This window comes from Sphingomonas aliaeris, assembly GCF_016743815.1.
Taxonomy (GTDB): Bacteria; Pseudomonadota; Alphaproteobacteria; order Sphingomonadales; family Sphingomonadaceae; genus Sphingomonas; species Sphingomonas aliaeris.
The window spans coordinates 1,075,816-1,097,674 of sequence record NZ_CP061035.1 but is presented as its reverse complement, the minus strand read 5'-3'; the positions used below and the strand labels follow the sequence as shown (position 1 = coordinate 1,097,674).

Here is a 21,859-nt window from a genome sequence, read left to right as displayed (position 1 = left end):
GCGGGTTACTGATTCAGCTTCTCGATCTTGTCGTTGAGCTTGGTGAGTTCGGCCTTCAGTGCGGCGATCTCGTCATCCTTGGTGGATGGCGTAGCAGGGGTCGCGGCGGAGGTTGCGGCGGGGGTGCCGTCCGCCGCACCGGGGACGGAGCCGGGTTTGAATGCTGCAGTCGCGGCCTCGAACATGGCGAGGTTGCGCTTGGCGATTTCGGCGAAGGGCGAGTTGGCGAACGCGCCCTCGACCGCCGACTTGAACTGTTCGTGGTTGCGGCGGAAGCTGTCCATCGACGCCTCCAGATAGCCCGGGACCATCGCCTGCATCGAATCGCCGTACATCGCGATCAACTGGCGCAGGAACGGCACGGGCAGCATCGTCTGGCCGCGCGATTCCTCCTCCATGATGATCTGCGTTAGTACGTTATGCGTAATGTCGTCGTCGGTCTTCGCATCGACGACCTTGAAGTCGCGCCCTTCGCGAGTCATCGCCGCGAGATGTTCGAGCGTGATGTAAGACGACGTCTCCGTGTTATAGAGCCTGCGGTTGGCGTATTTCTTGATGACGACCGGGCCGTCGCCCGCGCTCTGCTTTTTCACCACGAAAGGCTCCCCTGATCTTGCTTGATCCGCGTCTATCACCCTTTCATGCCGCACCGCAACACGGGCCGCGACCTTTACCGTTGTTTCTCGACATGTTGCGCAGCGAAACCGCAACATCGCCCGAACGGCGCGCGGCCGCGCTGGCGGGATTGCGCGCGTATCAGGATGCGCCGCGTGACCGCGTGCGAAAACCCGCACCCGCGCGATATCGCAAGGGCCGGGCGCGGTTGCGCGATTACGGGACGAAGGGCGACGGCAAGCGGCCGGTGGTGTTCGTGCCGTCGCTGATCAATCCGCCGCACATCCTGGACCTGATGCCCGACGTGTCGCTGCTGCGCTGGATCGCGGCTGAGGGGTTCCACCCGTATCTGCTGGACTGGGGATCGCCCAAGGCGGCGGACCGGGGGATGGACCTGACGGCGCATGTCGAGCGCGTGCTGGTGCCGTTGATCGCCAAGCTGGACGCGCCGCCGGTGCTGGCGGGATATTGCCTGGGCGGTACGCTGGCGCTGGCGGCGGCGAGCGTCGCGCCGGTCGCGGGCCTCGCGCTGATCGCCGCGCCGTGGACGTTCGACGGGTTCGGCGCGCGCGCAAGGAGCGAGATCGCCGATCTGTGGAGCGCGGCGAAACCGATGTGCGCGGCGATGGGGATGGTGCCGATGGAAGTGCTGCAATCCGGCTTCTGGCGGCTGGACCCGGCGCGGACGATCGCCAAATACGAAGCGTTCGCGGCGATGGAGCCCGGCAGTCGCGAGGCGCGGCTGTTCGTCGCGATGGAGGATTGGGCGAATGCGGGCGCGGCTTTGCCCTATGCCGCGGGCGAGCAATTGTTCGACTTCATCGCGTCGAACCCGACAGGCAAAGGCGACTGGCGCGTCGGCGGGCGGATCGTCGACCCGAAGGCGCTGCCCTGCCCCGCGATCGATTTCGTGTCGCTATCCGACCGGATCGTGCCCGCCGCCAGCGCCGCAGACCTGCCCGACCGGCGCAACCTGGGCGCCGGGCATGTCGGGATGATCGTCGGGCGCGGCGCGCGCGCGCAATTGTGGGAACCGCTCGCCCACTGGATAAGCGGGCTGCCAGGGGCTAGATGACAGGCGACATTCTTACGCCCCCGATCAAGGAGCCCGATCCATGGACATCGTCATCACCGCCGCGAAGCGCACGCCCGTCGGCAGCTTCATGGGCGCGTTCGCCGCGACCCCCGCGCACGAGCTTGGCCGGATCGCGATCGAGGCGGCGCTGGAGCAGGCGGGCGTCGACGGCGCGGACGTCTCCGAAGTGATCATGGGCCAGGTGCTGACCGCGGCGCAGGGCCAGAACCCGGCGCGGCAGGCATCGATGGCGGCGGGCGTGCCGAAAGAGATCCCGGCCTGGGGCGTCAACCAGGTGTGCGGATCCGGCCTGCGCGCGGTGGCGCTGGCGTGCCAGGCGATCCAGGCGGGCGATTCTGACGATCGTCGTGGCGGGCGGGCAGGAATCCATGTCGCTGTCCGCGCATGCGCAAAACCTGCGCGGCGGCACCAAGATGGGCGAGGTCAGCCTGGTCGACACGATGGTGAAGGATGGCCTGACCGACGTGTTCAACGGCTATCACATGGGCATCACCGCGGAAAACCTGGCCGAGCAATATCAGGTGACGCGCGCGGACCAGGACGATTTCTCCGTCCGGTCGCAGAATCTGGCAGATGCGGCGCGGTCGTCGGGCCGGTTCAAGGACGAGATCGCGACCGTGACGGTCAAGGGCCGCAAGGGCGACACGATCGTCGCGGACGACGAATATATCCGCGCAGGCGTGACGATCGACAGCGTGTCGGGCGTGCGCCCCGCGTTCAAGAAGGACGGCACGGTGACCGCCGCCAATGCAAGCGGCCTGAACGACGGTGCCGCCGCCTTGGTGATCATGAGCCGCGAGGAAGCCGAGAAACGCGGCAGCCCGATCCTCGCCACGATCAAGAGCTGGGCGAGCGCAGGCGTCGATCCGTCGATCATGGGCATCGGCCCCGTCCCCGCCACCCGCCGTGCGCTGGAGAAAGCCGGCTGGACGATCGCCGACCTGGACCTGATCGAGGCCAACGAAGCGTTCGCCGCGCAGGCGCTGTCGGTCGGCAAGGAACTCGGCTGGGACGCGGACAAGGTCAACGTCAATGGCGGCGCGATCGCCATCGGCCACCCGATCGGCGCGAGCGGCGCACGCGTGCTGACCACGTTGATCTACGAAATGCAGAAGCGCGATGCGAAGAAGGGCCTGGCGACGTTGTGCATTGGCGGCGGCATGGGCATCGCGATGTGTTTGGAGCGGTAAGAACCGACCCCAAGATCCCGGTTATGTTGCATTTTCGCTACAACGAAACTGAAAACAGCCCGACCGCCCCATGAACCTTAGATTAATATTTGTAGAAATTCCCCGGCGCGCCAATAGCGAGGCAGCCGCACAGGAAATCTGTGCAAATTCTAGGGGATGTAACTCATGCTTAAGACCCGCCTCTTGGCGGCCACCGCGTTGGCCGTCGGCGTCACCATGTTGCCCGCAACGGCGTTCGCGCAAGTTCCGGCCACGCCCGATGGCGGCAAGGTTGCGCAGGATTCCGCCACGCCGCTGAGCGATGCCGCGGACGACACGGTCACGCGCCCGAAGAATACCACGAATACGAACGATGAGGACGGCGACATCGTCGTCGTCGGCTCGCGCATCCGCCGTGCATCGAACTATAACAGCTCGGAGCCGATCACGGTGATCACGCGTGAAGAGGCGACGCTCGCCGGCTTCAATTCGACGACCGACGCCCTGCAGAGCACGGGTGTGACCGGCGGCGCTGCGCAGATCAACAACGCGTTTGGCGGGTTCGTGACCAACGGCGGCCCGGGCGCCAACACGCTGTCGTTGCGTGGCCTCGGTGCGGAACGTACGCTTGTGTTGCTCAACGGTCGTCGCGTCGCACCCGCAGGGTCGCGCGGCTCGGTCGGATCGGCGGATTTGAACGTCCTTCCGACGTCGATGATCGATCGTGTCGAAATCCTGAAGTCGGGCGCGTCGTCGGTATACGGTTCCGACGCCGTGGGCGGCGTAGTCAACATCATCACCCGCAACAAGGTCGATGGCCTGACGCTTGAGGGGCAGCATAACATCACGCAGGATGGCGGCGGCGAATCCCGGCGTTATTCGGCAGTTGCCGGGTTCAACAGCGATCGTTTCCATGTTTCCGGATCGATCGAGTACCTGCGCCGCGAGGAGTTGACCCTAGGTGATCGCGATTTCACGCGCTGCCAGACCGACTATCGTCGCACCGCGGCGAACCGGACGCCCGGTTCGGGCGACTTCATCGATCCGCTGACGGGTCGGTCGAAATGCTATCCGATCACCGGCACGGGCGATAACGGCGTTACGATCAACACGATCAGCCTTTCGACGTTGAACGCCCTTGGCAACCCGACCGTGCTGGTTCCCGCCGTCGGCGCCGCCGGTTCGGTTGGAACTGCCTTCAACCGGTTCCGCCCGAACGCGGCGGTAACGACCGGGGTGGTCGGCTTCGAGGGCGTTGGCGGGGGCGCGAACAACCTCAACGTTCGCGATACGCTGGACCCGCGTATCTATAACACGTCGCTCATCTCGCCAGTCGAGATCTTTACCGGGTACCTGCAAGGCAGCTACGAGACGGAAGTGCTCGGCGGTGCCGAGATATACGGTGAGCTGTTGCTGAACCGTCGCAAATCCAGTCAGGTCGGCTTTCGGCAGCTCAGCCTGGATTATATCAAGGGTAGCCCGCTGATCCCGGCCAACCTTCAGTTCAGCACGGTTGGACTGCCAGGATTCTCGCTGAGCAATCCGACAGCAACCGTCGGGGTGCGCGCATTCATCGGTCTGGGCAACTACAACAGCAACCAGGAAGTCGATTTCGCAAAAGCGGGCGGCGGCGTTCGCGGCGATTTCAACCTCCTGTCCGGCTGGCGGTACGATGCGTATTTCAGCCGCACATGGTCCGACTCGACGTACACCAGCGACCAGGTTCTTGCCGATCGCCTTGGCAACAGCCTTCAGGTCGTCTCGAACGGTAGCGGTGGGTTCAACTGCGCCAACCCGGTCGGCGGTTGCGTCGCGGCGCCTGCCCTGACGCCAGCCGTCATCGGAGGCAATCTGCCTGCCGCGTTCGTGAACTACATCCAGGTTCCGGACACCGGTTCGACGAAGTTCCGTGAAACGGTCGTCAACGTCGCGTTCAACGGTCCGTTGTTCAACCTGCCGGGCGGCCCTGCCCAGATGGTCATCGGCGGCGAATTCCGTCGCTCGACGATCGACGATACGCCTTCGGTAAACAGCCAGTCGGGCAATCTGTACAACTTCAGTGCCTCGCTTCCGACGCGCGGTAGCGACCAGGTGTACGAAGCGTTCGGTGAATTGGAGCTTCCACTCATCCGCAACGTCGCCGGCATTTACGATCTGACGCTGTCGGGTTCGGCTCGTTACACCCACTATCGTTCCTATGGTGGCCAAGAAACGTATAAGTTGGGCGGGGTATATTCGCCGTTCCGCGCGCTCTCCATTCGCGGCAGCTATGGCACGTCGTACCGCGCACCCGCGCTGTTCGAGCAGTTCCTGGGTGCGACCAGCGGCTTCCTCAACCAGAGTGGCGATCCGTGCAACAACTACGATGCGCCGGACGTCAATCCAACGCGTGCCACCAATTGCGCGAGCGAAGGCCTCCCTGCGGGGTTCCAAGCCAATACCGGCATTCGCAACCTTGCAGGTGGCGGTGCTGCTACGGGCCTGGGCGCCGAAACGTCACGCAGCTGGACTGCCGGCGCGGTGTTCCAGCCCAAGCTGGGCTCCTTCGGTGACATTTCGCTTGCTGCGGATTACTTCGATACGACGGTGAAGAACGGCGTTGCGCGTGCGGGCGCGGGTGCCATCCTTCAACTATGCTATGACGACCCGCAGTTCCGGTCGGGCGGCGGCTTCTGCAACCTGGTATCCCGCAATGCCTCGACGGGTGCGCTCACCGTCAACGACAACTACGTCAACCTTTCGGAAGACAATGTCCGCGGCATCGATATCACCGGTCGTTACAGCATCAAGGTGTCGAACGACACGACGTTCCGTCTCGGCGCGCAGCTGACCAAGTATTTCGAGCAGTCCAATCGCCTGTTCGAGACAGATCCGCTGGACGAATATAACGGTAGCCTGAATACGCCGGAATGGACCGGTACGTTCGAGGCTGCGATCCAGAGCAAAGGGTTCCTCCTGCGCTATGGCCTGGAATGGATAAAGGGTACCGAGAGCTACACCTTGTATGGTCTCAATAGCGCGACAACTCCATTTTATCTGGAAGTTCCCGATTACTACCTCCACTCGTTGTCCGCGCAGATTCCGGCGGGCGATCGGTTCGGACTCACGGTCGGCGTGCGTAATCTCCTCGACAAGGAGCCGCCGCAGATTTCGTCCGGTGTCTACAACCGTGTCGGCAACGCTCCGTTGTACAGCGGCTACGATTACCTTGGCCGTCAGTTCTTCGTGAACGTAAGCGCGAAGTTCTGATCGACCGTTCGGGCTGAAGCTCGAAGGGCCTAACGAAAAGCCCGCGTCCTACCCGGACGCGGGCTTTTTTGATGTGCGAGCCATGACACGGAGGTGATCCTGTCGCGCGTCGGACAGCTTAGATCGTAAAGCGCGTGATCGTAAAAGCGTGCGGGAAAGGCTGTCGCGCCGGGTCAGCCCCACCACCGCGCATACCGGCCACCAAGGCCGGTCAGCAGTTCGTATTGCGACAGGCCTGAGCGTGCGCTGGCTTCTGGCAATGCATAGTCGATCGGGAGCCAGTCGCCTTCCTGCAGGTGCGGCGCGGCGGAGATGTCCAGCGCGACGAGGTCCATCGAGACGCGGCCGATGACGGGGACGGTGCCGCCGCACGCGGTGCCGCGATCGGAGAAGGTGCGGAGGTAGCCGTCGGCATAGCCCAGGTTGACGATCGCGACGTCGGTGTCGGCGGGGGCGGTCCAGGTGGCATTGTAGCCGACCGTCTGGCCGGCGGCGACGCGGCGGCGCTGGAGGATCTGGGCTTCGGGGGTGACGACCTGCCGCAGCATCCCTGCAAATTGGGCGCGCGGGATGCCGCCGTATAGCGCAAGGCCGGGACGGGTGAGATCGAAGGCGTAATCCGGGCCGAGCGCGATCGCGGCGGAGTTGGCGAGGCTCATGCGGGCGGCGGTCGTCCGTCCCGCCAGCGCGGCGAAGGCGGAACGCTGGTCGGCGTTCATCGGCACGTCCTCGTCCGCGCAGGCCAGGTGGCTCATCAGCGTGTGGATATCGAGACCGTCCAGCAGCGCGAGATCGTCCGCCGACAGGCCGAGACGGTTCATGCCGGTATCGATCATCACGTCGCACGGGCCCCCGCCCGCCTGCTTCCACCGGGCGACCTGGACCGGCGTGTTGAGCACGGGGCGCGCGATGCCGGTGGCGGCGGCGGGCATGTCCTCCGCGCGGACGCCGTGCAGGACGGAGACGGACAGGCCGAGCGGCGCCAGCGCGGATGCCTCAGCCCAGGTGGCGACGAAGAAATCGCGGCATCCCGCATCGGCGAGGCGGCGCGCGACTTCGGGTGCGCCGAGCCCGTAGCCGTTCGCCTTGACCGCCGCGCCGCACGCGGCAGTGCCGCTCATCCGGGCGAGCGTGCGCCAATTGTCGGTCAGCGCGGCTGTATCGAGGCGGAGGCGGCTGGGGGCGATCACGCTCAAGCGGTTAGCGGTGCGCGGCGGGCTCCGCCAGCCCCAGAGCGCGGCGACCTATGTATCCGTTCGTGCCGGGCCTGTCGAAGCACCTGTCCTTTTCCGCCCGCCCTTCGACACGCTCAGGACGAACGGTCGGGGGGTCGGACGGCTTCAAGTCACCCAGCCCTAGTCGGCATAGGACCGGCCCGGTTTCGGCTCCTTCAGCCCGATCAGCGTCACGACCAGCGCCATCGCGACGACGCCCCAGGTGTACCACAGGCCTGCATAGGGATCACCGCTGCGCGCGACGATATACTGGCTGATAAAGGGCAGGAAACCGCCGAAATAGCCGGTGCCGATATGATAGGGGATCGACATCGAGCTGTAGCGGATGCGCGGCGGGAACATCTCCGCCAGCAAGGCCGCGACCGGCCCGAAGGTAGCGCCCGACAGCGCGCCGAGCACGAGGATGGCGAGCAGAATGACCGCGATGTTGAGCGGCGGCGGCACGACCTTTTCGAGCTGATAGCCCGCCGCGGTGAGCGCTGCGTCGAGGCCCGCCGGGCTGGTGTCCGTCACGACGTCGCCGCCGATCGCGACGATCGTGGCGGGGGTGCGGCCCTTGGTATAGGGTACGCCTTTCTTCGAGAAGTGATCGAGCAACTGGCCGCAGCGATCCGCCTGTTTCGCGGCGAACGGATCATAGGCGCAGTGCGGGCCGGAGACGAAGACGGGCGCCTGCCGTGCCGCGCGGGCCATTTGCGGGTTCGCCGCGCCGCCCATCGCCCAGAAGACCGGGAAGAGCAGCACCAAAGTGGCGAGATATCCGACGACGATCGGTATCTTGCGCCCGATGCGATCGGACAGGCGGCCGAACATGACGAACCAGAACAGGCCCGATGCGGCGCCGACGCCGACGATCAGTTGCGCGGCGGTTTCCTGCACGCGCATCGTCTGTTGCAGGAACGACAGGACGGTGAACATCGCGGTGTACCAGATCACCGTCAGGCCGGCGGCGATGCCGAACAAGGCGACGAACAGGCGCTTCAGGTTACCGGGATAGGTGAAGCTTTCGGTGAAGGGATTGCGCGCGGTCTCGCCCGCCGCCTTCATCCGCTTGAACACCGGGCTTTCGGATAGTTTCAGGCGCATCCAGAGCGAGACGGCGAGCAGGACGAGCGAGAAGACGAACGGCAGGCGCCAGCCCCAATCCTCCCACACCGCGGTCGGCAACAGGCCCTTGGTGGTGAGCACGACGACGAGGCTGAGGATGAACCCGCCGACGACGCTGGCCTGGATGAAGCTGGTGAAGAAGCCGGATTTTCCGGGCGGCGAATGTTCCGCGACATAGATCGCCGCACCGCCATATTCGCCGCCGAGCGCCAGTCCCTGCAGGATGCGCAGGAAGATGAGGATGAACGGCGCGGCCAGCCCGATCGACGCGGCGGACGGGACGAAGCCCATCCCCGCGGTCGCGATGCCCATCAGCGTGATCGTGACGAGGAACGTGTATTTGCGCCCCAATCGATCGCCGAGAAAGCCGAACAGAACGGCGCCCAAAGGCCGGAAGCCGAAGCCGACAGCAAAGCCCGCCCAGGCGAACAGCGTCTGGAGCAATTCCGACCCGCCGGGGAAGAAGGTGCGACCGATAATGCCGGACGCGGCGAGCGTGCCGTAGATGAAGAAGTCGTACCATTCGAACGCCGTGCCGAGCGACGATGCGGTGATGACGAGCTGGATTTCCTTGCGCGTCGGTGCGGGTGCGGCGTCGTCGGCATCGGTCATCGTCTTCTCCCCTTGGCGAAGAGGTTTAGCGCGATTGACCGGGGCGGCAAGCGGAGTGGTGCGACCGGCGGCGCATGGCGTGCGCGAATCCGGTCCGGCAAAGCAGGGTGGCATGAAACTGCCACGGAACCGTCACGGCTGCGTAACGGGAGGCCGTTAACCGGCCGTTAACTCAACGGGGGGACTGTTTTCATGCGTTCATTCATTCTGGCGGCCTTGTCGGCGACGAGCGTCTTCGCTTCTATCCCTGCGCAGGCGATCGAATTCGTCAACGCGCTGCGGATCCAGAACGTCGTGACCGGCGCGAACGACGCCAACCGGTTCGGCGGCTTCGGATCGGATCTGGTCTACAACGCAACCGACGGCCTGTATTACGGCCTGACCGATCGTGGCCCCGGCGGCGGCCTGCTCGATTATGCCCCGCGCATCCAGTCCTTCTCCCTGAACGTCGCGACCAGCGGCGCGGTCTCCAATTTCGCGGCACGGGCGCCGATCGTCTTCACGCGCGACGGAGTCGCATTCAGCGGCCAGAATCCCGGACTGCTCGCCGGTGACAAGAGCGTTCTGGGGCGGTCGTTCGATCCCGAGGGGCTGGCGATCCGCAGCAACGGCAATTTCATCGTGTCCGACGAATATGGGCCGTCGATCTACGAATTCGACAGCCAAGGCCGCTATGTCCGCGACTTCACCGTTCCGGCCAACCTGCTGCCCAAGCAATCCAATGGCACGCCGAATTACGTCGATGGCCGCCCGACGATCACCGGGGGCCGTCAGGACAATCGCGGGTTCGAGGGGCTGACGCTGTCGAACGACGGGACCAAGGCCTATGCGATCCTGCAGGATCCGCTGGTCAACGAAGGGCCGGTCAATGGCGGCGAGGCGCAGGGACGGCGCGGGCAGAATCTGCGGATCGTGGAGTTCGACGTCGCGACGGGCACGGCGACGGCGCAGTTCGCCTATACGCTGGAGCGGAATGCCGACATCAACGCGCGCATCCCGGGCACGGCGAACGATTTCACCGCCACGCAGCAGGGCCGGTCGATCGGAGTATCGTCGATCACGCAACTGCCCGATGGCCGTTTCCTGGTGATCGAGCGCGACAATCGCGGCTGGGGCGTGGACGACAGCGCCAACCGCCTGCCGGTCGGATCGAAGCGCGTCTATATCGTCGACAAGACCGGCGCGACCGATATCAGCAACCTTTCGCTCGCCGGGCTTTCCGTTCTGCCGCAGGGGGTTACCGCGGTGAGCAAGGGCAGCCAGCCGTTCCTCGACATCCAGGCGCTGCTCGTCGCCGCGGGCGTCCCGATCGCCGAGAAGCTGGAGGGGCTGTCGTTCAGCCCGGTGCTTGCGGATGGCGGCCGCGCATTGTTCGTGATCAGCGACAACGATTTCTCCGTCACGCAGTTCGACGGGAGCAGCACGCAGTTCGAATATTGCACCTCCGGCCCGGAGGCGAATGCGGTGTCCTTCACCCCGGCGCTCGGCACGCCCTGCCCCGCCGGCACGTCGCTGATCCCGACCTTCCTCTATTCGTTCAAGCTGAGCGCAACGGAAGCGGCGGCGCTGGGCTTTGCGACGTCGGCGGTGCCGGAGCCGGCAAGCTGGGCGATGATGATCGGCGGGTTCGGGCTGGTCGGCGGTGCGATGCGGCGCCGGCGGCGGACGACGGTCCGCTACGCCTGACCCGGACGGCGTGCCACCTGCGCCGGGGCGGTCGACCCCGGCGTGGGGATGGCGCATGTCCGTTTGGGCGGAGTTGACCGGCCCGGGAGGCCTGGCTAGCTGAAAGCCAGTACTTCAAGGTTATGCGATGCTGCCGCCCACGACGACGATCTTCCACGCGCTCGGCGATCCGACGCGGCGTACGCTGTTCGAAACGCTGACTCGCGACGGCGAGCGCAACGTTCGCGCGCTGACCGTGACGGCGGGCGTGTCGCAGCCGATGGTATCGCGCCACCTGGCGATCCTGACCAAGGCGGGATTGGTCGTGGCGCGGCGGGCCGGGCGCGAGACGCATTTCACCGCGCGGCCGGAAGGGCTGGTGCCGCTCGCCGGGTGGATGACGCGACAAGGCGGGTTCTGGAACGTGCGGATGGACGCGCTGGAAGGGTTTACCGACGAGCGCGACTAGACCGCGCTAGGGCGTATCGAGATTCACGCGTGCCCCTCCGGCGAAGGCCGGAGCCCAGTCGCGGGAAGTATGTAACGAGCTACAGCCCCTCAATACGGCAGCTTTCCTAACTGGGCCCCGGCCTCCGCCGGGGTGGTGTGGAGGCGCAACTGCCTTCCGCAGTTGAATGTCGACCGATCCTAGATCACTTCGTCCGGGAGCAGTTCCGTGTCGATCTGCGCCTGCATCGCTGGGGGATAGCGGTTGCCGGAGACCGCGCCGGACGCGAAGATCGCATCGACGTCGGCCAGAGTGGCGGGATCGAACGTCATCGTGGCGGCGGCCATATTCTCCTCCAGATGCGCGATATTGCCGGTGCCGGGGATCGGCACGATATTCGCACCGCGCGACAGCACCCAGCCGAGTGACAATTGCGCCGGGGTGCAGCCGGCGCTTGCGGCGAGCGCATCGAACCGCCTGGCGAGCGCGAGATTGTACGACAGCGCGGGTTCGACGAAGCGCGGCATCGTCGCGCGGACGTCGCCCTTGGCATAATTCGGCCCGTTGATCGCGCCCGCGAGGAACCCGCGCGCGACGGGGGAGAAAGCGACGAAGCCGACGCCCAGATCACGGCAAGCGTCGAGCACCGCGACTTCCGGATTGCGCACCCAGGGCGAATATTCGGTCTGCATCGCGGTGATGGGATGCACGGCGTGCGCGCGGCGCAGCGTGTCGGCGGACATTTCGCTGAGGCCCAGCGCGCGGATCTTTCCCGCTTCCTTCGCACGCGCGAGCGCGCCGACCGACTCCTCGATCGGCACTTTCCGGTCGAGGCGGTGGAGATAATAGAGGTCGATATGATCCGTGCCGAGCCGCAGCAGCGCCGCATCCAGCGTGCGCGCGATCGATTCCGGGCGACCGTCCAGCACGCGCTGTCCATCGACCGCGTCGAGCACGCATTTGCTCGCCAGCGTGAATTCGGCGCGCCGGTGCATCACCGCCTTGCCGAGCAGCCGTTCGTTCGCGCCCATCCCGTACAGCGCCGCGGTGTCGAGGAACGTGCAGCCGAGATCGAGCGCGCGATTGAGCAGGCGGGCGCCCTCCTCCTCCCCCGGCGGCGTGCCATAGGCGTGGTTGAGGTTCATGCAGCCGAGGCCAATCGCGGACACGGAAAAGGGGCCGATCTGACGCGTGGGTAAGGTCAAGGCTGATCTCGCAAAGTTGGGAAGAACGATACCGATATAGCGCGATGCGGCGCGGGCGGAAGGACGCGCGCAAAACGGCCGTCCGATCTGCGCAAACGTTTTGCTTATCAACAGGAGACGCGAACAATTCCCGCCGATGACTTGGGGCGGTGCAAGGGATGTCGTTCAGTCCAATAGCGGGTGGCTTGCGGACCCGACCGGGGGGACGATGGCCCTGATCTGTTGCCAGGAAGAGCGGCAGATACATGGGATCGTATTGTCGGGATACGAACCGGCGCGTCGTTTATACCGAATTCCGAATATCGCTATCGAATTTGGCGTATTTTTTGTACGTAATGAACTATACGATTTCGAATTAATCCACTATGTGAGGCTCGTCGGGGGTCGACGTTCAGTTTTTGTAAAATGAAGGTAGAGCTACATGTCCGACGAAGCACCCTGGAACGCCGTGGAATTGGCGACCGAACTGACGATCGCCTGGCTCGGAAACCCGAACAACCGCGCATCGTCGGACGAAGTGCCCAACTTCCTGCGGGCGATGCATGCGACGGTCAGCGAACTCGGCAATTCGACCGGAACCGAACAGGCCGGCACCCCCGCCGCCAGTGAGGAATATGTCCCCGCCGTCTCGGTCCGCCGCTCGCTCGCGTCGAAGGATCACATCCTGTCGATGATCGACGGCAAGCCCTACAAGGCGCTGCGCCGCCACCTGACGACCAACGGCCTGACGCCGGACCAGTATCGCGAACGCTATGGCCTGCGGTCGGACTATCCGATGGTGTCGGAAAACTATTCGGCGGCGCGTCGCGACATGGCGTTGCGCATCGGCCTGGGATCGAAGGGCCGCAAGGCGAAGGCCGAGGGCGGCAGCACGCCGGCCGCCGCGCCGAAGCGTCCGGGCCGCAAGCCGAAGGCGCCGGAATAAGATCCAGCCCGATCACGGTCTGAAATAGAAGAAGCCGCCGATCGCAGGATCGGCGGCTTTCTTATTCCTGTCATCTAATGCCGCTATTCCGAACCAGACAGAGGCGGTTTCGCCGCTGGCTGCGGATCAACGAATCGGATTTTTAAAAAACGATCAGCGGCACGATGACGAAGCCGGCCCACATCACAGTGGAGATCAGCCCGGCGGCCACGATGCCGCGAGCGATGCCAACGCCTGATTTATCAGGGATAAATTGCTGCACGACCCATCTCCTAATCTTATTTTATTAACGTTATAACGCCGTTGGCGCATTTAAGTTGCGCTCTTGTCCACACCCTTGCCTTGGTTAATGGAGTACGTCAAATAAATCGGCGGGTGGGTGGAACAATAATGCGATTCGCATTTCTGACATTGGCTGCGTGTGTGCTGGCGAGTTCCGCAACGGAAGCGCGGGTCGCACCGTATTCCGCGACCGTCACGGCGCCGTCGCGCGACGCTGTCCGGCTTCGCGCGGTGATGCTGGACATGCATAATCAGGCGCGGATCAGGGTCGGCGAACGGCCGCTCGCGTGGGACCCGCAGCTTGCCGCCTCCGCCGCCAGCTATGCCGACTGGCTCCGGCGCAGCGGCCGGTTCGAACATTCGGAACAGTCGACGAGCGACGATGCGCAAGGCGAAAATCTGTGGATGGGCACGCGCGGCGCCTTCAGTTTCGAACAGATGGCCGATGGCTGGATCGAAGAGCAACGCCATTACCGCCCCGCCCCCGTGCCCGCATCGAGCACGACCGGCCGCTGGTCCGACGTCGCGCATTACACGCAGGTCGTGTGGCAGGATGCGACCGCAATGGGCTGCGCCATCGCCAGCACCGACGAAGACGACATACTGGTATGCCGTTACTCGCCGCCCGGTAACGTCGTAGGCGAAATGCCGTACCGCTGAGCGCGAGACTCGCTATTTCGGGACGGTAATGTGGAATAAAGGCGAGACCTGCGGTCGATCGCAGATTGCCTTATACCATAGGTCTATTAGATCACGGTAACGATGCCGGCGCGTGCATGAGATACCAAGGGGGCTGACGTGGTTTACGTATCGACGATGGACAAGGCGACCGGCTTCATGCCGCCGATGGGCGATCAGGCCATCGGAACCGAGCTGACCCAGACGTATAACGAGGGATCGCCCTTCCCCCATATCGTCATCGACGATTTCCTGCCGCCCGAGGTGCTGGAGACGGTGCTGGCGCATTGTGACGACCTGCAGATGAACGAAGACGCGTTCGAGTTCGACCGCGCGCAGGAGCGGTTCAAGCGCAGCTATCAGCCGGACAGCCTGCCCGACCCGCTGCGCACCCTGTTCTATTCGTTCAACTCGCGCCCGTTTATCAAGATGCTGGAGAATATCACCGGCATCAAGGGACTGATCCCCGACCCCTATTTCCTGGGCGCGGGTATCCACGAGATCCGGCAGGGCGGCCATTTGTCGGTCCATGCCGATTTCAATCATCACAAGATCATGAACCTGGAACGCCGGATCAACGTGTTGATCTATCTCAACAAGGACTGGAAGGCCGACTATGGCGGCAGTCTGGAATTGTGGGACGAGGCGATGACCACGCGCGAGCAGGACGTCGTGCCCGAATTCAACCGCTGCGTGATCTTCAACACGACGTCGAACAGCCAGCACGGCAATCCGCAACCGATCAATCACCCCGCTGGCATTTCGCGGAAGTCGATCGCGCTGTATTACTACACCTCGACCTGGGACGGGACGAAGCGGGCGCACACGACGCAGTTCCAGGTGCGGCCGAAGTCTGGCGACGAACGCGACTGGCGGACGCGGGTTGACGAATTGCGCGACGACCTGCTCCCGCCGTTCATTGCACGACTGGTGAAGCGGGTCTTCTAATCCGCTCCGTCCGTCGTTTCAGGCGACGGCGGGCCGCCCGCTTCTGGTATCGAACATAGAAAAGCCGCCGGCCTTTCGGCCGGCGGCTTTGCAGTGGCCGCAGGATGAACCTTAGGCGAAGCTGACCTTCGTGCTGCGACGACGCGAACGCATCCCGGCGCCCATCATGCCGAAGCCCGTGATCATCATGCCCCAGGTCGCCGTTTCCGGAACCGCGGCAGAAGCCACGAAGTCACCCACACCGGTGAAGTTTGCGGTCACCGGGTTGCCGTTCAGCGTCAGCGTGAACGTCGAATTGTCGGTCGAGATGAAGTCACCGGTTTCGTTGTCGAAACGGATGACGTTCGAATTGATGCCGTTGGCGAAACCCGAATAGCCCGCCGAAGCGCTGGTGTAATAGTTGAAGCCGGTGCCGGTGAAGATGAACGTGTTTCCGAGCGATACGACTTTCAGGCCTTCCAGCAGATAGACGTCGAAGAAATTGGTCCCCGCGTTGTTGACCGGCGCGTCCTGCGCGCTGACCCCAGTGAAGGTCGCTAGCTGCGGACCATAAGGATCGCCGTTGTAGAGGCCCCGGACTTCACCCGTTACGGTGATGGTCGTCGCCGCCATTGCAGGCGAAGCAGTGAGAGCAGTGGCAGCGAGAGCCGCCAGCATGATGTTACGCATATTCGTATCAGACCTTATGTATAGAGTGGAGACAAGACGTATGGCTTCAGGAAAAAGCCACGCTTCGACCCGATCGATGAGCGATTCTTCGCTTCGCTATTAAGTTCCTGTTAATCTTGTACTTCGAAAGAATCCATCGATTTTTTAATGATTTGGAGATGTATTCTCAATTTCGGACATTTACGACACTGCTGTTCGGCGTAATCGCCCGCCATCAACCAACATTTGTTGCTCTTACTTGCGGGATGCTGGCAGTCTGCCGCGGTATCAAAGCTCGTCGACAGCCGGTACTTCCACGCCGTCAGCGACGGCGACGCCTTGATCGCTCCGCACGAGTTATTTCCAAGTAGGCAGACTTGGCGAACAGCGTCCCGGCGATCAGGACGGTGGCAATTCCGATACATACGGTTACGTTTTCCATCGGACATCTCGATTGCGTTCTGAAGAAGAGCCGGCCTTTTTCTTCGGCTGGCGAGCGTAGTTCACAAGGCGTCTCGTGAATCAGATCAGGCGACTGAAATCCTCGCGACATTGTCGGGACGGCGCAAGATCGCTGCACCAGCAGGACCGAACACGGACAGTATCGCAAACGCTGCCGGTAGCGCGCCCGTCATGATCGTCATGTAGATCCCCGATCCTATCTTAAGTTCTTCATCGGCTTTTAGGCGTCCAAACGCTCAACCTTCCGAAGAACATCGCGCTGTTAGCGTATGGTTATCGATCCGTCTTACGTTATTTTTTACAAAACCGTTTTTCTTCACGACCTTACAAAACGGCTTTGTAACGATCGAGTGATTGGCCCGGTATGTGGCGGAGGGCTGCACGGCGCCGGGAAGTCGCTGCTCATTGAAGATTCAGGGACCGAACCGCCCCGGCTGCGGAATGACTTCCCCGGGTGCCGGAAGCGGCCGCCGCGGACATATCGTTACCGGATTGTTTACCTTGTTCGGCGAAAAGGAGGCCAGCCACCTTTTCGCGACGGACCGATCCATGAAGATTCCCGAGGATATCGAACAGAAGCTGCACGAGGCGTTTGGCGGTACCGGCAGCGCCGATGACGCGCCCGCAACGCCGCCGCAGGACGATAGCGGCGTGGTGGCGCTGGCATTGCTGCTGTCGATCCACCAGACATCGGTCGATGCGGTGCAGCTTCGTCACGAACTGGGCCATTCCAATCCGCTGACGTCCGCCGATATCGTGCGGCTTGCACGCCGTCAGACCGGCGTGCGTGCGAAATCGGTCGCGGTCGCGCCGGGGCGCCTGTCGGGCCAGCCCCTGCCCGCTTTGGCCAGCGGCCCGGACGGCTGGTTCATCATCGGCCGGCTGGTCGAGGACGGCGTGCTGGTGCAGCGCCCCGGCCGCCCGGTGGAGAAGGTCGGCCGCGCCGACCTTGATGCGATGTGGGACGGCAGCCTGGTCCTGATCACGACGCGCGAATCGCGTGGCGCGACGGGCAAGCGTTTCGACCTGACCTGGTTCATCCCGCAGATGGTGCGGTATCGCCGGTTGATCGGCGAAGTGCTGCTGATCACCTTCACGCTGAACCTGCTGGGCCTTGCCGCGCCGTTGCTGTTCCAGAACGTGATCGACAAGGTGCTGGCGCACAATGCGCTGTCCACGCTGAACGTGCTCGCCTTCGGCTTCGTCGCGATCTCGCTGTGGGAGACGATGTTCGGCTGGATCCGCAGCCGTCTGTATTCGGAGACGAGCCAGAAGATCGACGTCGAACTGGGCGCGCGACTGTTCCGCCACCTGCTCGCGCTGCCGCTCAGCTATTTCGAGAAACGCCGCGTCGGCGACACGGTGACGCGGGTTCGCCAGCTGGAAACGGTGCGCGAATTCCTGACCACCGCGTCGCTGACCGTTTTGGTCGATCCGCTGTTCACGATCGTCTTCATGATCGCGATGGTGATCTATTCGCCGCCTTTGTTCGCGATCGTCGCGGTCAGCCTGGTCGGTTATGTCGCCGTATCCCTGTTCGTCACGCGTCCGTTGCGCGCGCGGATCGAGGAGAAGTTCGAACGCGGCGCGGCGAGCAACGCGCTGCTGGTCGAGAGCGTCACCGGGATCCAGACCGTCAAGGCGTCCGCCGTCGAGCCGCAATGGCAGGACCGGTGGGAGCGTCAGTTGGCCGCATACAGCGCGTCGGCGCTGCGCGTGACCAATCTGGGCACGACGGGCAGCCAGGCGGTCGAGCTAATCTCCAAACTGTCCTTTGCCGCGATCCTGTTCTTCGGGGCGAAGTCCGTCATTGCGGGCACGCTGACGGTCGGCGGGCTGGTCGCGTTCAACATGTTCGCACAGCGCGTGTCGGGCCCGGTGATCCGCATGGCGCAGCTGTGGCAGGACTTCCAGCAGGTGCGCATCTCGGTCGAGCGGCTGGGCGACATCCTGAATCATCCGGCCGAACCGCAGTCGCCGTCCAAGCTGGACATGCCGGCGATGAAGGGCGCGGTGACGTTCGAGAAGGTGCGCTTCCGCTACGCGCCCGACCAGCCACCGGCGGTCGAGGAAGTTTCGCTGTCGATCGCGCCGGGCCAGTCGATCGGCATCGTCGGATCGTCCGGATCGGGCAAGTCGACGCTGACCAAGTTGTTGCAGAAACTGTATATCGCGGAAAGCGGGCGCGTATTGGTCGACGGGATCGACGTCGCGCAGCTGGACCCCACCTGGCTCCGCCGCCAGATCGGTGTCGTGTTGCAGGAGAATATCCTGTTCAACCGGTCGATCCGCGAGAATATCGCCTTGGTCAGCCCGGCCATGCCGTTCGAACGCGTGATGAAGGCCGCCCGGCTTGCCGGTGCGCACGAATTCATCCTGCAACAGCCGCAGGGGTATGACACGCCGATCGTCGAGCGCGGCGTCAACCTGTCCGGTGGCCAGCGCCAGCGGATCGCGATCGCCCGCGCGCTCGTCACCGATCCGCGCATTCTGATCCTCGACGAAGCGACGTCCGCGCTGGATGCCGAAAGCGAGGAGATCATCCGCCGCAACCTGAAGGCGATATCGAAGGGGCGCACCGTATTGGTCATCGCGCACCGCCTGTCCGCCGTGCGCGATTGCGACCGGATCATCGCGATCGAGAAGGGACGGATCGTCGAATCGGGGTCGCATAACGAACTGATCGCCCTGGGCGGTCGCTATGCCGAACTTCATCGCCGCCAGTCGGGCGTGCAGGGAATTGCCGCATGAACGCGTTGACCACCAACTGGGCCGTGATCCGCGCGACCCTGGCCGAAGAGAAGAAGCGCGACCTGGGTCGCCTGCGCGTCGAGGAAACGGGTTTCCTGCCCGCCGCGCTGGAAGTGATCGAGCGTCCCGTCTCCCCCACTGCGCGCGTCACCGCCAAGGTGTTGATGGGCGGCGTCGCTTTGCTTGGCCTGTGGCTGACGTTCGGGCGGACGGATATCGTCGCCTCCGCGCCGGGCCGGATCGTGCCGACCGGCGCGGTGCAGCTGGTGCAGCCGGCCGAGGCGGGCGTCGTTCGCCGCATCCTGGTGCATGACGGCGATCACGTCACCAAGGGGCAAGTGCTCGTTCTGCTCGACCCGACCGTTTCCTCCGCCGAAGCGACGCAGGCGCGCAAGGCGTATGAGGCGGCGGCGTTCGCGGTGGCGCGCACCCGCGCGGTGATCGACGGGCTGGACGGCAAGGGCTTCGTCTTCACGCCCCCGGCCGGTGCGGATGCGGCGACCGTCGCGGCGCAGCGTGCGCTGGCACAGGCGCGGCTGGCCGACGTGCAGGCCTCGATTTCGGCGCAGGTCGCCAGCGGGCAGATCGCGCAATCCGATATCGCGACGGCGCGGGTCGAGGTCGCCAAGCTGACCGAGACGCTGCCGTTGCTGGACGAACAGATCGCGGCGAACGAGCAATTGCTCGCCAAGGGATTCGTGTCGAAGCTGAAGGTGATCGAGATGCGCCGCCAGCGGCTGGCGCAGGCGCGCGACCGCGAATCCGCGCTGCAATCGATCCGTCGTGCCAGTGCGCAATCGGCCGGTGCCGCCAGCACGCTGACCAAGGCGCGGACCGAAGTGCGCGCGGCGTTGTTCGACGAACTGGTGAAAGCGAATGCCGACATGCAGTTGCGGCAGGAGGAACTGGCCAAGACGCAGACCCGCGCCAACTTCCAGGAATTGCGTGCGCCGGTCAGCGGCACGATCGGGCAATTGTCGGTGCATACCGAGGGCGGCGTGGTCGAGGCGGCGAAACCGATCATGACGGTGGTGCCGGCGGACGGCAAACTGGTCGCCGAGGTCAAGTTGCTCAACCGCGACGCGGGCTTCGTGTCGGTCGGGCAGAAGGTCGACGTCAAGCTGGAGGCATTCCCCTTCGCACGATACGGATCGATCCCGGGCAAGGTGATCGCGATCAGCCCCGATGCGGTGGACGACGAGAAACTTGGGCCCGTCTATGTCGTGCGCGTCGCGCTGGACCGCACGCGCATCGACCGCGGCGATCGCAGCGTGCCGGTTACCCCCGGCATGTCGACCGTCGCCGACATCGTGACGGGCGACCGCAGCTTCCTCAGCTATCTTACCAGCCCGATCGACGAGGCGAAGGGCAGCGCGCTGCGCGAGCGGTAGGCGATGGGGGGTGACCGGCCGCAGAGCCGACGATCGGGTGGTGGCGTCGACCGGATTTGCGCCTTACACGACGGCGGAAGACCGCTACGCTCCGACGGACCGGTCCCGCCCGAATGAAGGACGCATCGTCGTGACGAACAACCCCGAGACGATCTTGATCGTGCTTCCGGTGCCGCTCTATTCGGTCGATGGGACGCTGTTCTACGATACGCAGGCGTGCAACGGCCTGCGACTCTGGCTCGAGAATTTCGATCGCGTCATCCTGTGCAATCCCGTCCTCACCGCGAGTACGCCGCCAGAATCGACGCGCGACATCGTCGCGATGTTTAAGGACGCCAATCTGGACCTGCGTCCGTTACCGACGGCGTGGACGCCGGTCGAATTCGCGCGGAAGCTGCCCGCCACGCGCGCCTTGCTGCGAACCCTGATCCGCCAGGCTACGCATCTGCAATTCGCCATCGGCGGATTATGGGGCGACTGGGGCGCGGTCGCCGCGATCCTGGCCGCGAATGACGGACGCAAGGCCGCGATCTGGACGGATCGGGTGGAATCAAACGTCATGCGATTCCAGGCGGCGGAATATTCGGGCGCACGGCGCGCCTATCGTACGGTAACCGCGTGGCTCGCGTCCCGGCTGGAGCATTACGTCATCAGGCGATCGTCGATGGGCCTGTTCCACGGCATGGACACGTACCGGGCCTACGCCCCGTCGAGCCGCTCGGCGCATCTGGTCCACAATATCCATCTGGGTCCGGAAGCGCGGATCTCGGCAGATGATCTTGCCGCGAAGATGGCACGCGGGCCGGATCGGACGGTGCGCATCGTCTATGCCGGGCGGGTGCATCGCGACAAGGGCGTATCCGACTGGATCGACACGCTGGCGCTGCTGGCCGACCGCAAGATACCGATCGAGGCGACATGGTATGGCGACGGGCCGGAACTGGCCTTTGCGCGCGACAAGGTCCGCGATCTGGCGCTGGAGAGCGCGATACGGTTCGTCGGATCGGTCAACGATCGCGACACGCTGATGCGGGCGTTTCGCGACGCCGATATATTCCTGTTCTGCCACAAGACGCTGGAGTCGCCGCGCTGTCTGATCGAGGCTTTGCTCTCCGGTACGCCGATCGTCGGGTATGACAGCCCCTACCCCCGCGACCTGATCCAGGCGCATGGCGGCGGCGTTCTGGTCGCGGGCGAGCCGGTGGCTCTTGCCGACGCCGTGACGGGGATCATCGAGCAACCTAGGCGGTTGGCGGAACTGGCCGAGGCTGCGGCGCGCGACGGGCATCCGTTGATCGACGAGGAAGTGTTCCGCCACCGGTCGGATTTGATCAAATCGCTGCTGGCGCCATCCGTCGCGGCGGCGTGACGCC

14 protein-coding genes and 3 pseudogenes are annotated in these 21,859 nt (G+C 64.3%); 12 read left to right on the top strand and 5 right to left on the bottom strand.

Going from position 1 to position 21,859, the window contains the following annotated elements; genetic code table 11:
* Window positions 1–5: 5 nt before the first annotated feature.
* Window positions 6–593, bottom strand: a complete 588-nt coding sequence (phaR, locus tag H5J25_RS04975) for a polyhydroxyalkanoate synthesis repressor PhaR (RefSeq protein ID WP_202095016.1) — start codon at window positions 591–593, stop codon at window positions 6–8.
* Window positions 594–688: 95 nt separating this feature from the next.
* On the opposite strand from phaR, the gene H5J25_RS04970 reads away from it, so the two are divergent.
* The 3 genes and pseudogenes from H5J25_RS04970 (at window position 689) to H5J25_RS04960 (ending at window position 6,129) form a co-directional block, all read left to right on the top strand.
* Window positions 689–1,690: an alpha/beta fold hydrolase gene (locus H5J25_RS04970; RefSeq protein WP_202095015.1), complete on the top strand. Its 1,002-nt coding sequence runs from the start codon at window positions 689–691 to the stop codon at window positions 1,688–1,690.
* Window positions 1,691–1,730: 40 nt separating this feature from the next.
* Window positions 1,731–2,901, top strand: a pseudogene (locus tag H5J25_RS04965) (acetyl-CoA C-acetyltransferase).
* A gap of 165 nt (window positions 2,902–3,066) precedes the next feature.
* The gene (locus H5J25_RS04960; RefSeq protein WP_202095014.1) at window positions 3,067–6,129 is read left to right on the top strand and encodes a TonB-dependent receptor plug domain-containing protein; all 3,063 of its coding nucleotides are present in this window, start codon (window positions 3,067–3,069) and stop codon (window positions 6,127–6,129) included.
* A gap of 173 nt (window positions 6,130–6,302) precedes the next feature.
* On the opposite strand, the gene H5J25_RS04955 is transcribed toward H5J25_RS04960, so the two are convergent.
* Together H5J25_RS04955 and H5J25_RS04950 are read right to left on the bottom strand one after the other, a co-directional pair.
* The gene (locus H5J25_RS04955) at window positions 6,303–7,319 is read right to left on the bottom strand and encodes an alanine racemase (RefSeq protein ID WP_202096008.1); all 1,017 of its coding nucleotides are present in this window, start codon (window positions 7,317–7,319) and stop codon (window positions 6,303–6,305) included.
* 165 nt (window positions 7,320–7,484) lie between these two features.
* Complete coding sequence (locus H5J25_RS04950; RefSeq protein WP_202095013.1) at window positions 7,485–9,083, bottom strand: MFS transporter; 1,599 nt, start codon at window positions 9,081–9,083, stop codon at window positions 7,485–7,487.
* Between the two features lie 192 nt (window positions 9,084–9,275).
* On the opposite strand from H5J25_RS04950, the pseudogene H5J25_RS20565 reads away from it, so the two are divergent.
* The 3 genes and pseudogenes from H5J25_RS20565 to H5J25_RS04940 all read left to right on the top strand — a co-directional run.
* Window positions 9,276–10,466, top strand: a pseudogene (locus H5J25_RS20565) (esterase-like activity of phytase family protein); the annotation flags it as partial.
* Between the two features lie 198 nt (window positions 10,467–10,664).
* A pseudogene (locus tag H5J25_RS21580) lies at window positions 10,665–10,769 on the top strand (PEPxxWA-CTERM sorting domain-containing protein); the annotation flags it as partial.
* 127 nt (window positions 10,770–10,896) lie between these two features.
* Window positions 10,897–11,217, top strand: coding sequence for an ArsR/SmtB family transcription factor (locus H5J25_RS04940; RefSeq protein WP_202095012.1), 321 nt, complete (start codon window positions 10,897–10,899; stop codon window positions 11,215–11,217).
* Window positions 11,218–11,396: 179 nt separating this feature from the next.
* Here H5J25_RS04940 and H5J25_RS04935 read toward each other — a convergent pair whose 3' ends face one another.
* A complete protein-coding gene (locus H5J25_RS04935; protein ID WP_263973959.1) occupies window positions 11,397–12,401 on the bottom strand; it encodes an aldo/keto reductase in 1,005 nt (334 codons plus the stop codon).
* 421 nt (window positions 12,402–12,822) lie between these two features.
* Between H5J25_RS04935 and H5J25_RS04930 the strand changes: the two genes are divergently transcribed.
* The 3 genes from H5J25_RS04930 (at window position 12,823) to H5J25_RS04920 (ending at window position 15,234) form a co-directional block, all read left to right on the top strand.
* Complete coding sequence (locus H5J25_RS04930; RefSeq protein ID WP_202095011.1) at window positions 12,823–13,326, top strand: MucR family transcriptional regulator; 504 nt, start codon at window positions 12,823–12,825, stop codon at window positions 13,324–13,326.
* 390 nt (window positions 13,327–13,716) lie between these two features.
* On the top strand, window positions 13,717–14,268 hold the full coding sequence (locus H5J25_RS04925; protein WP_202095010.1) for a CAP domain-containing protein: 552 nt from the start codon (window positions 13,717–13,719) through the stop codon (window positions 14,266–14,268).
* A gap of 138 nt (window positions 14,269–14,406) precedes the next feature.
* Window positions 14,407–15,234, top strand: coding sequence for a 2OG-Fe(II) oxygenase (locus H5J25_RS04920; RefSeq protein WP_202095009.1), 828 nt, complete (start codon window positions 14,407–14,409; stop codon window positions 15,232–15,234).
* Window positions 15,235–15,345: 111 nt separating this feature from the next.
* On the opposite strand, the gene H5J25_RS04915 is transcribed toward H5J25_RS04920, so the two are convergent.
* Complete coding sequence (locus H5J25_RS04915; protein ID WP_202095008.1) at window positions 15,346–15,903, bottom strand: hypothetical protein; 558 nt, start codon at window positions 15,901–15,903, stop codon at window positions 15,346–15,348.
* Window positions 15,904–16,893: 990 nt separating this feature from the next.
* Here H5J25_RS04915 and H5J25_RS04910 point away from each other — a divergent pair.
* The 3 genes from H5J25_RS04910 to H5J25_RS04900 are packed head-to-tail and all read left to right on the top strand — an operon-like array spanning window position 16,894 to window position 21,855.
* Entirely contained in the window at window positions 16,894–19,095 is a 2,202-nt protein-coding gene (locus H5J25_RS04910) for a type I secretion system permease/ATPase (RefSeq protein WP_202095007.1), read from the top strand.
* Window positions 19,092–20,486, top strand: coding sequence for an HlyD family type I secretion periplasmic adaptor subunit (locus H5J25_RS04905; RefSeq protein WP_202095006.1), 1,395 nt, complete (start codon window positions 19,092–19,094; stop codon window positions 20,484–20,486). The genes H5J25_RS04910 and H5J25_RS04905 overlap by 4 nt, the downstream gene beginning before the upstream one ends.
* Before the next feature lie 10 nt (window positions 20,487–20,496).
* Window positions 20,497–21,855 carry a glycosyltransferase gene (locus H5J25_RS04900; RefSeq protein WP_225883360.1) on the top strand — a complete coding sequence of 453 codons (1,359 nt, stop codon included), beginning with the start codon at window positions 20,497–20,499 and terminating at the stop codon, window positions 21,853–21,855.
* Window positions 21,856–21,859: the final 4 nt, after the last annotated feature.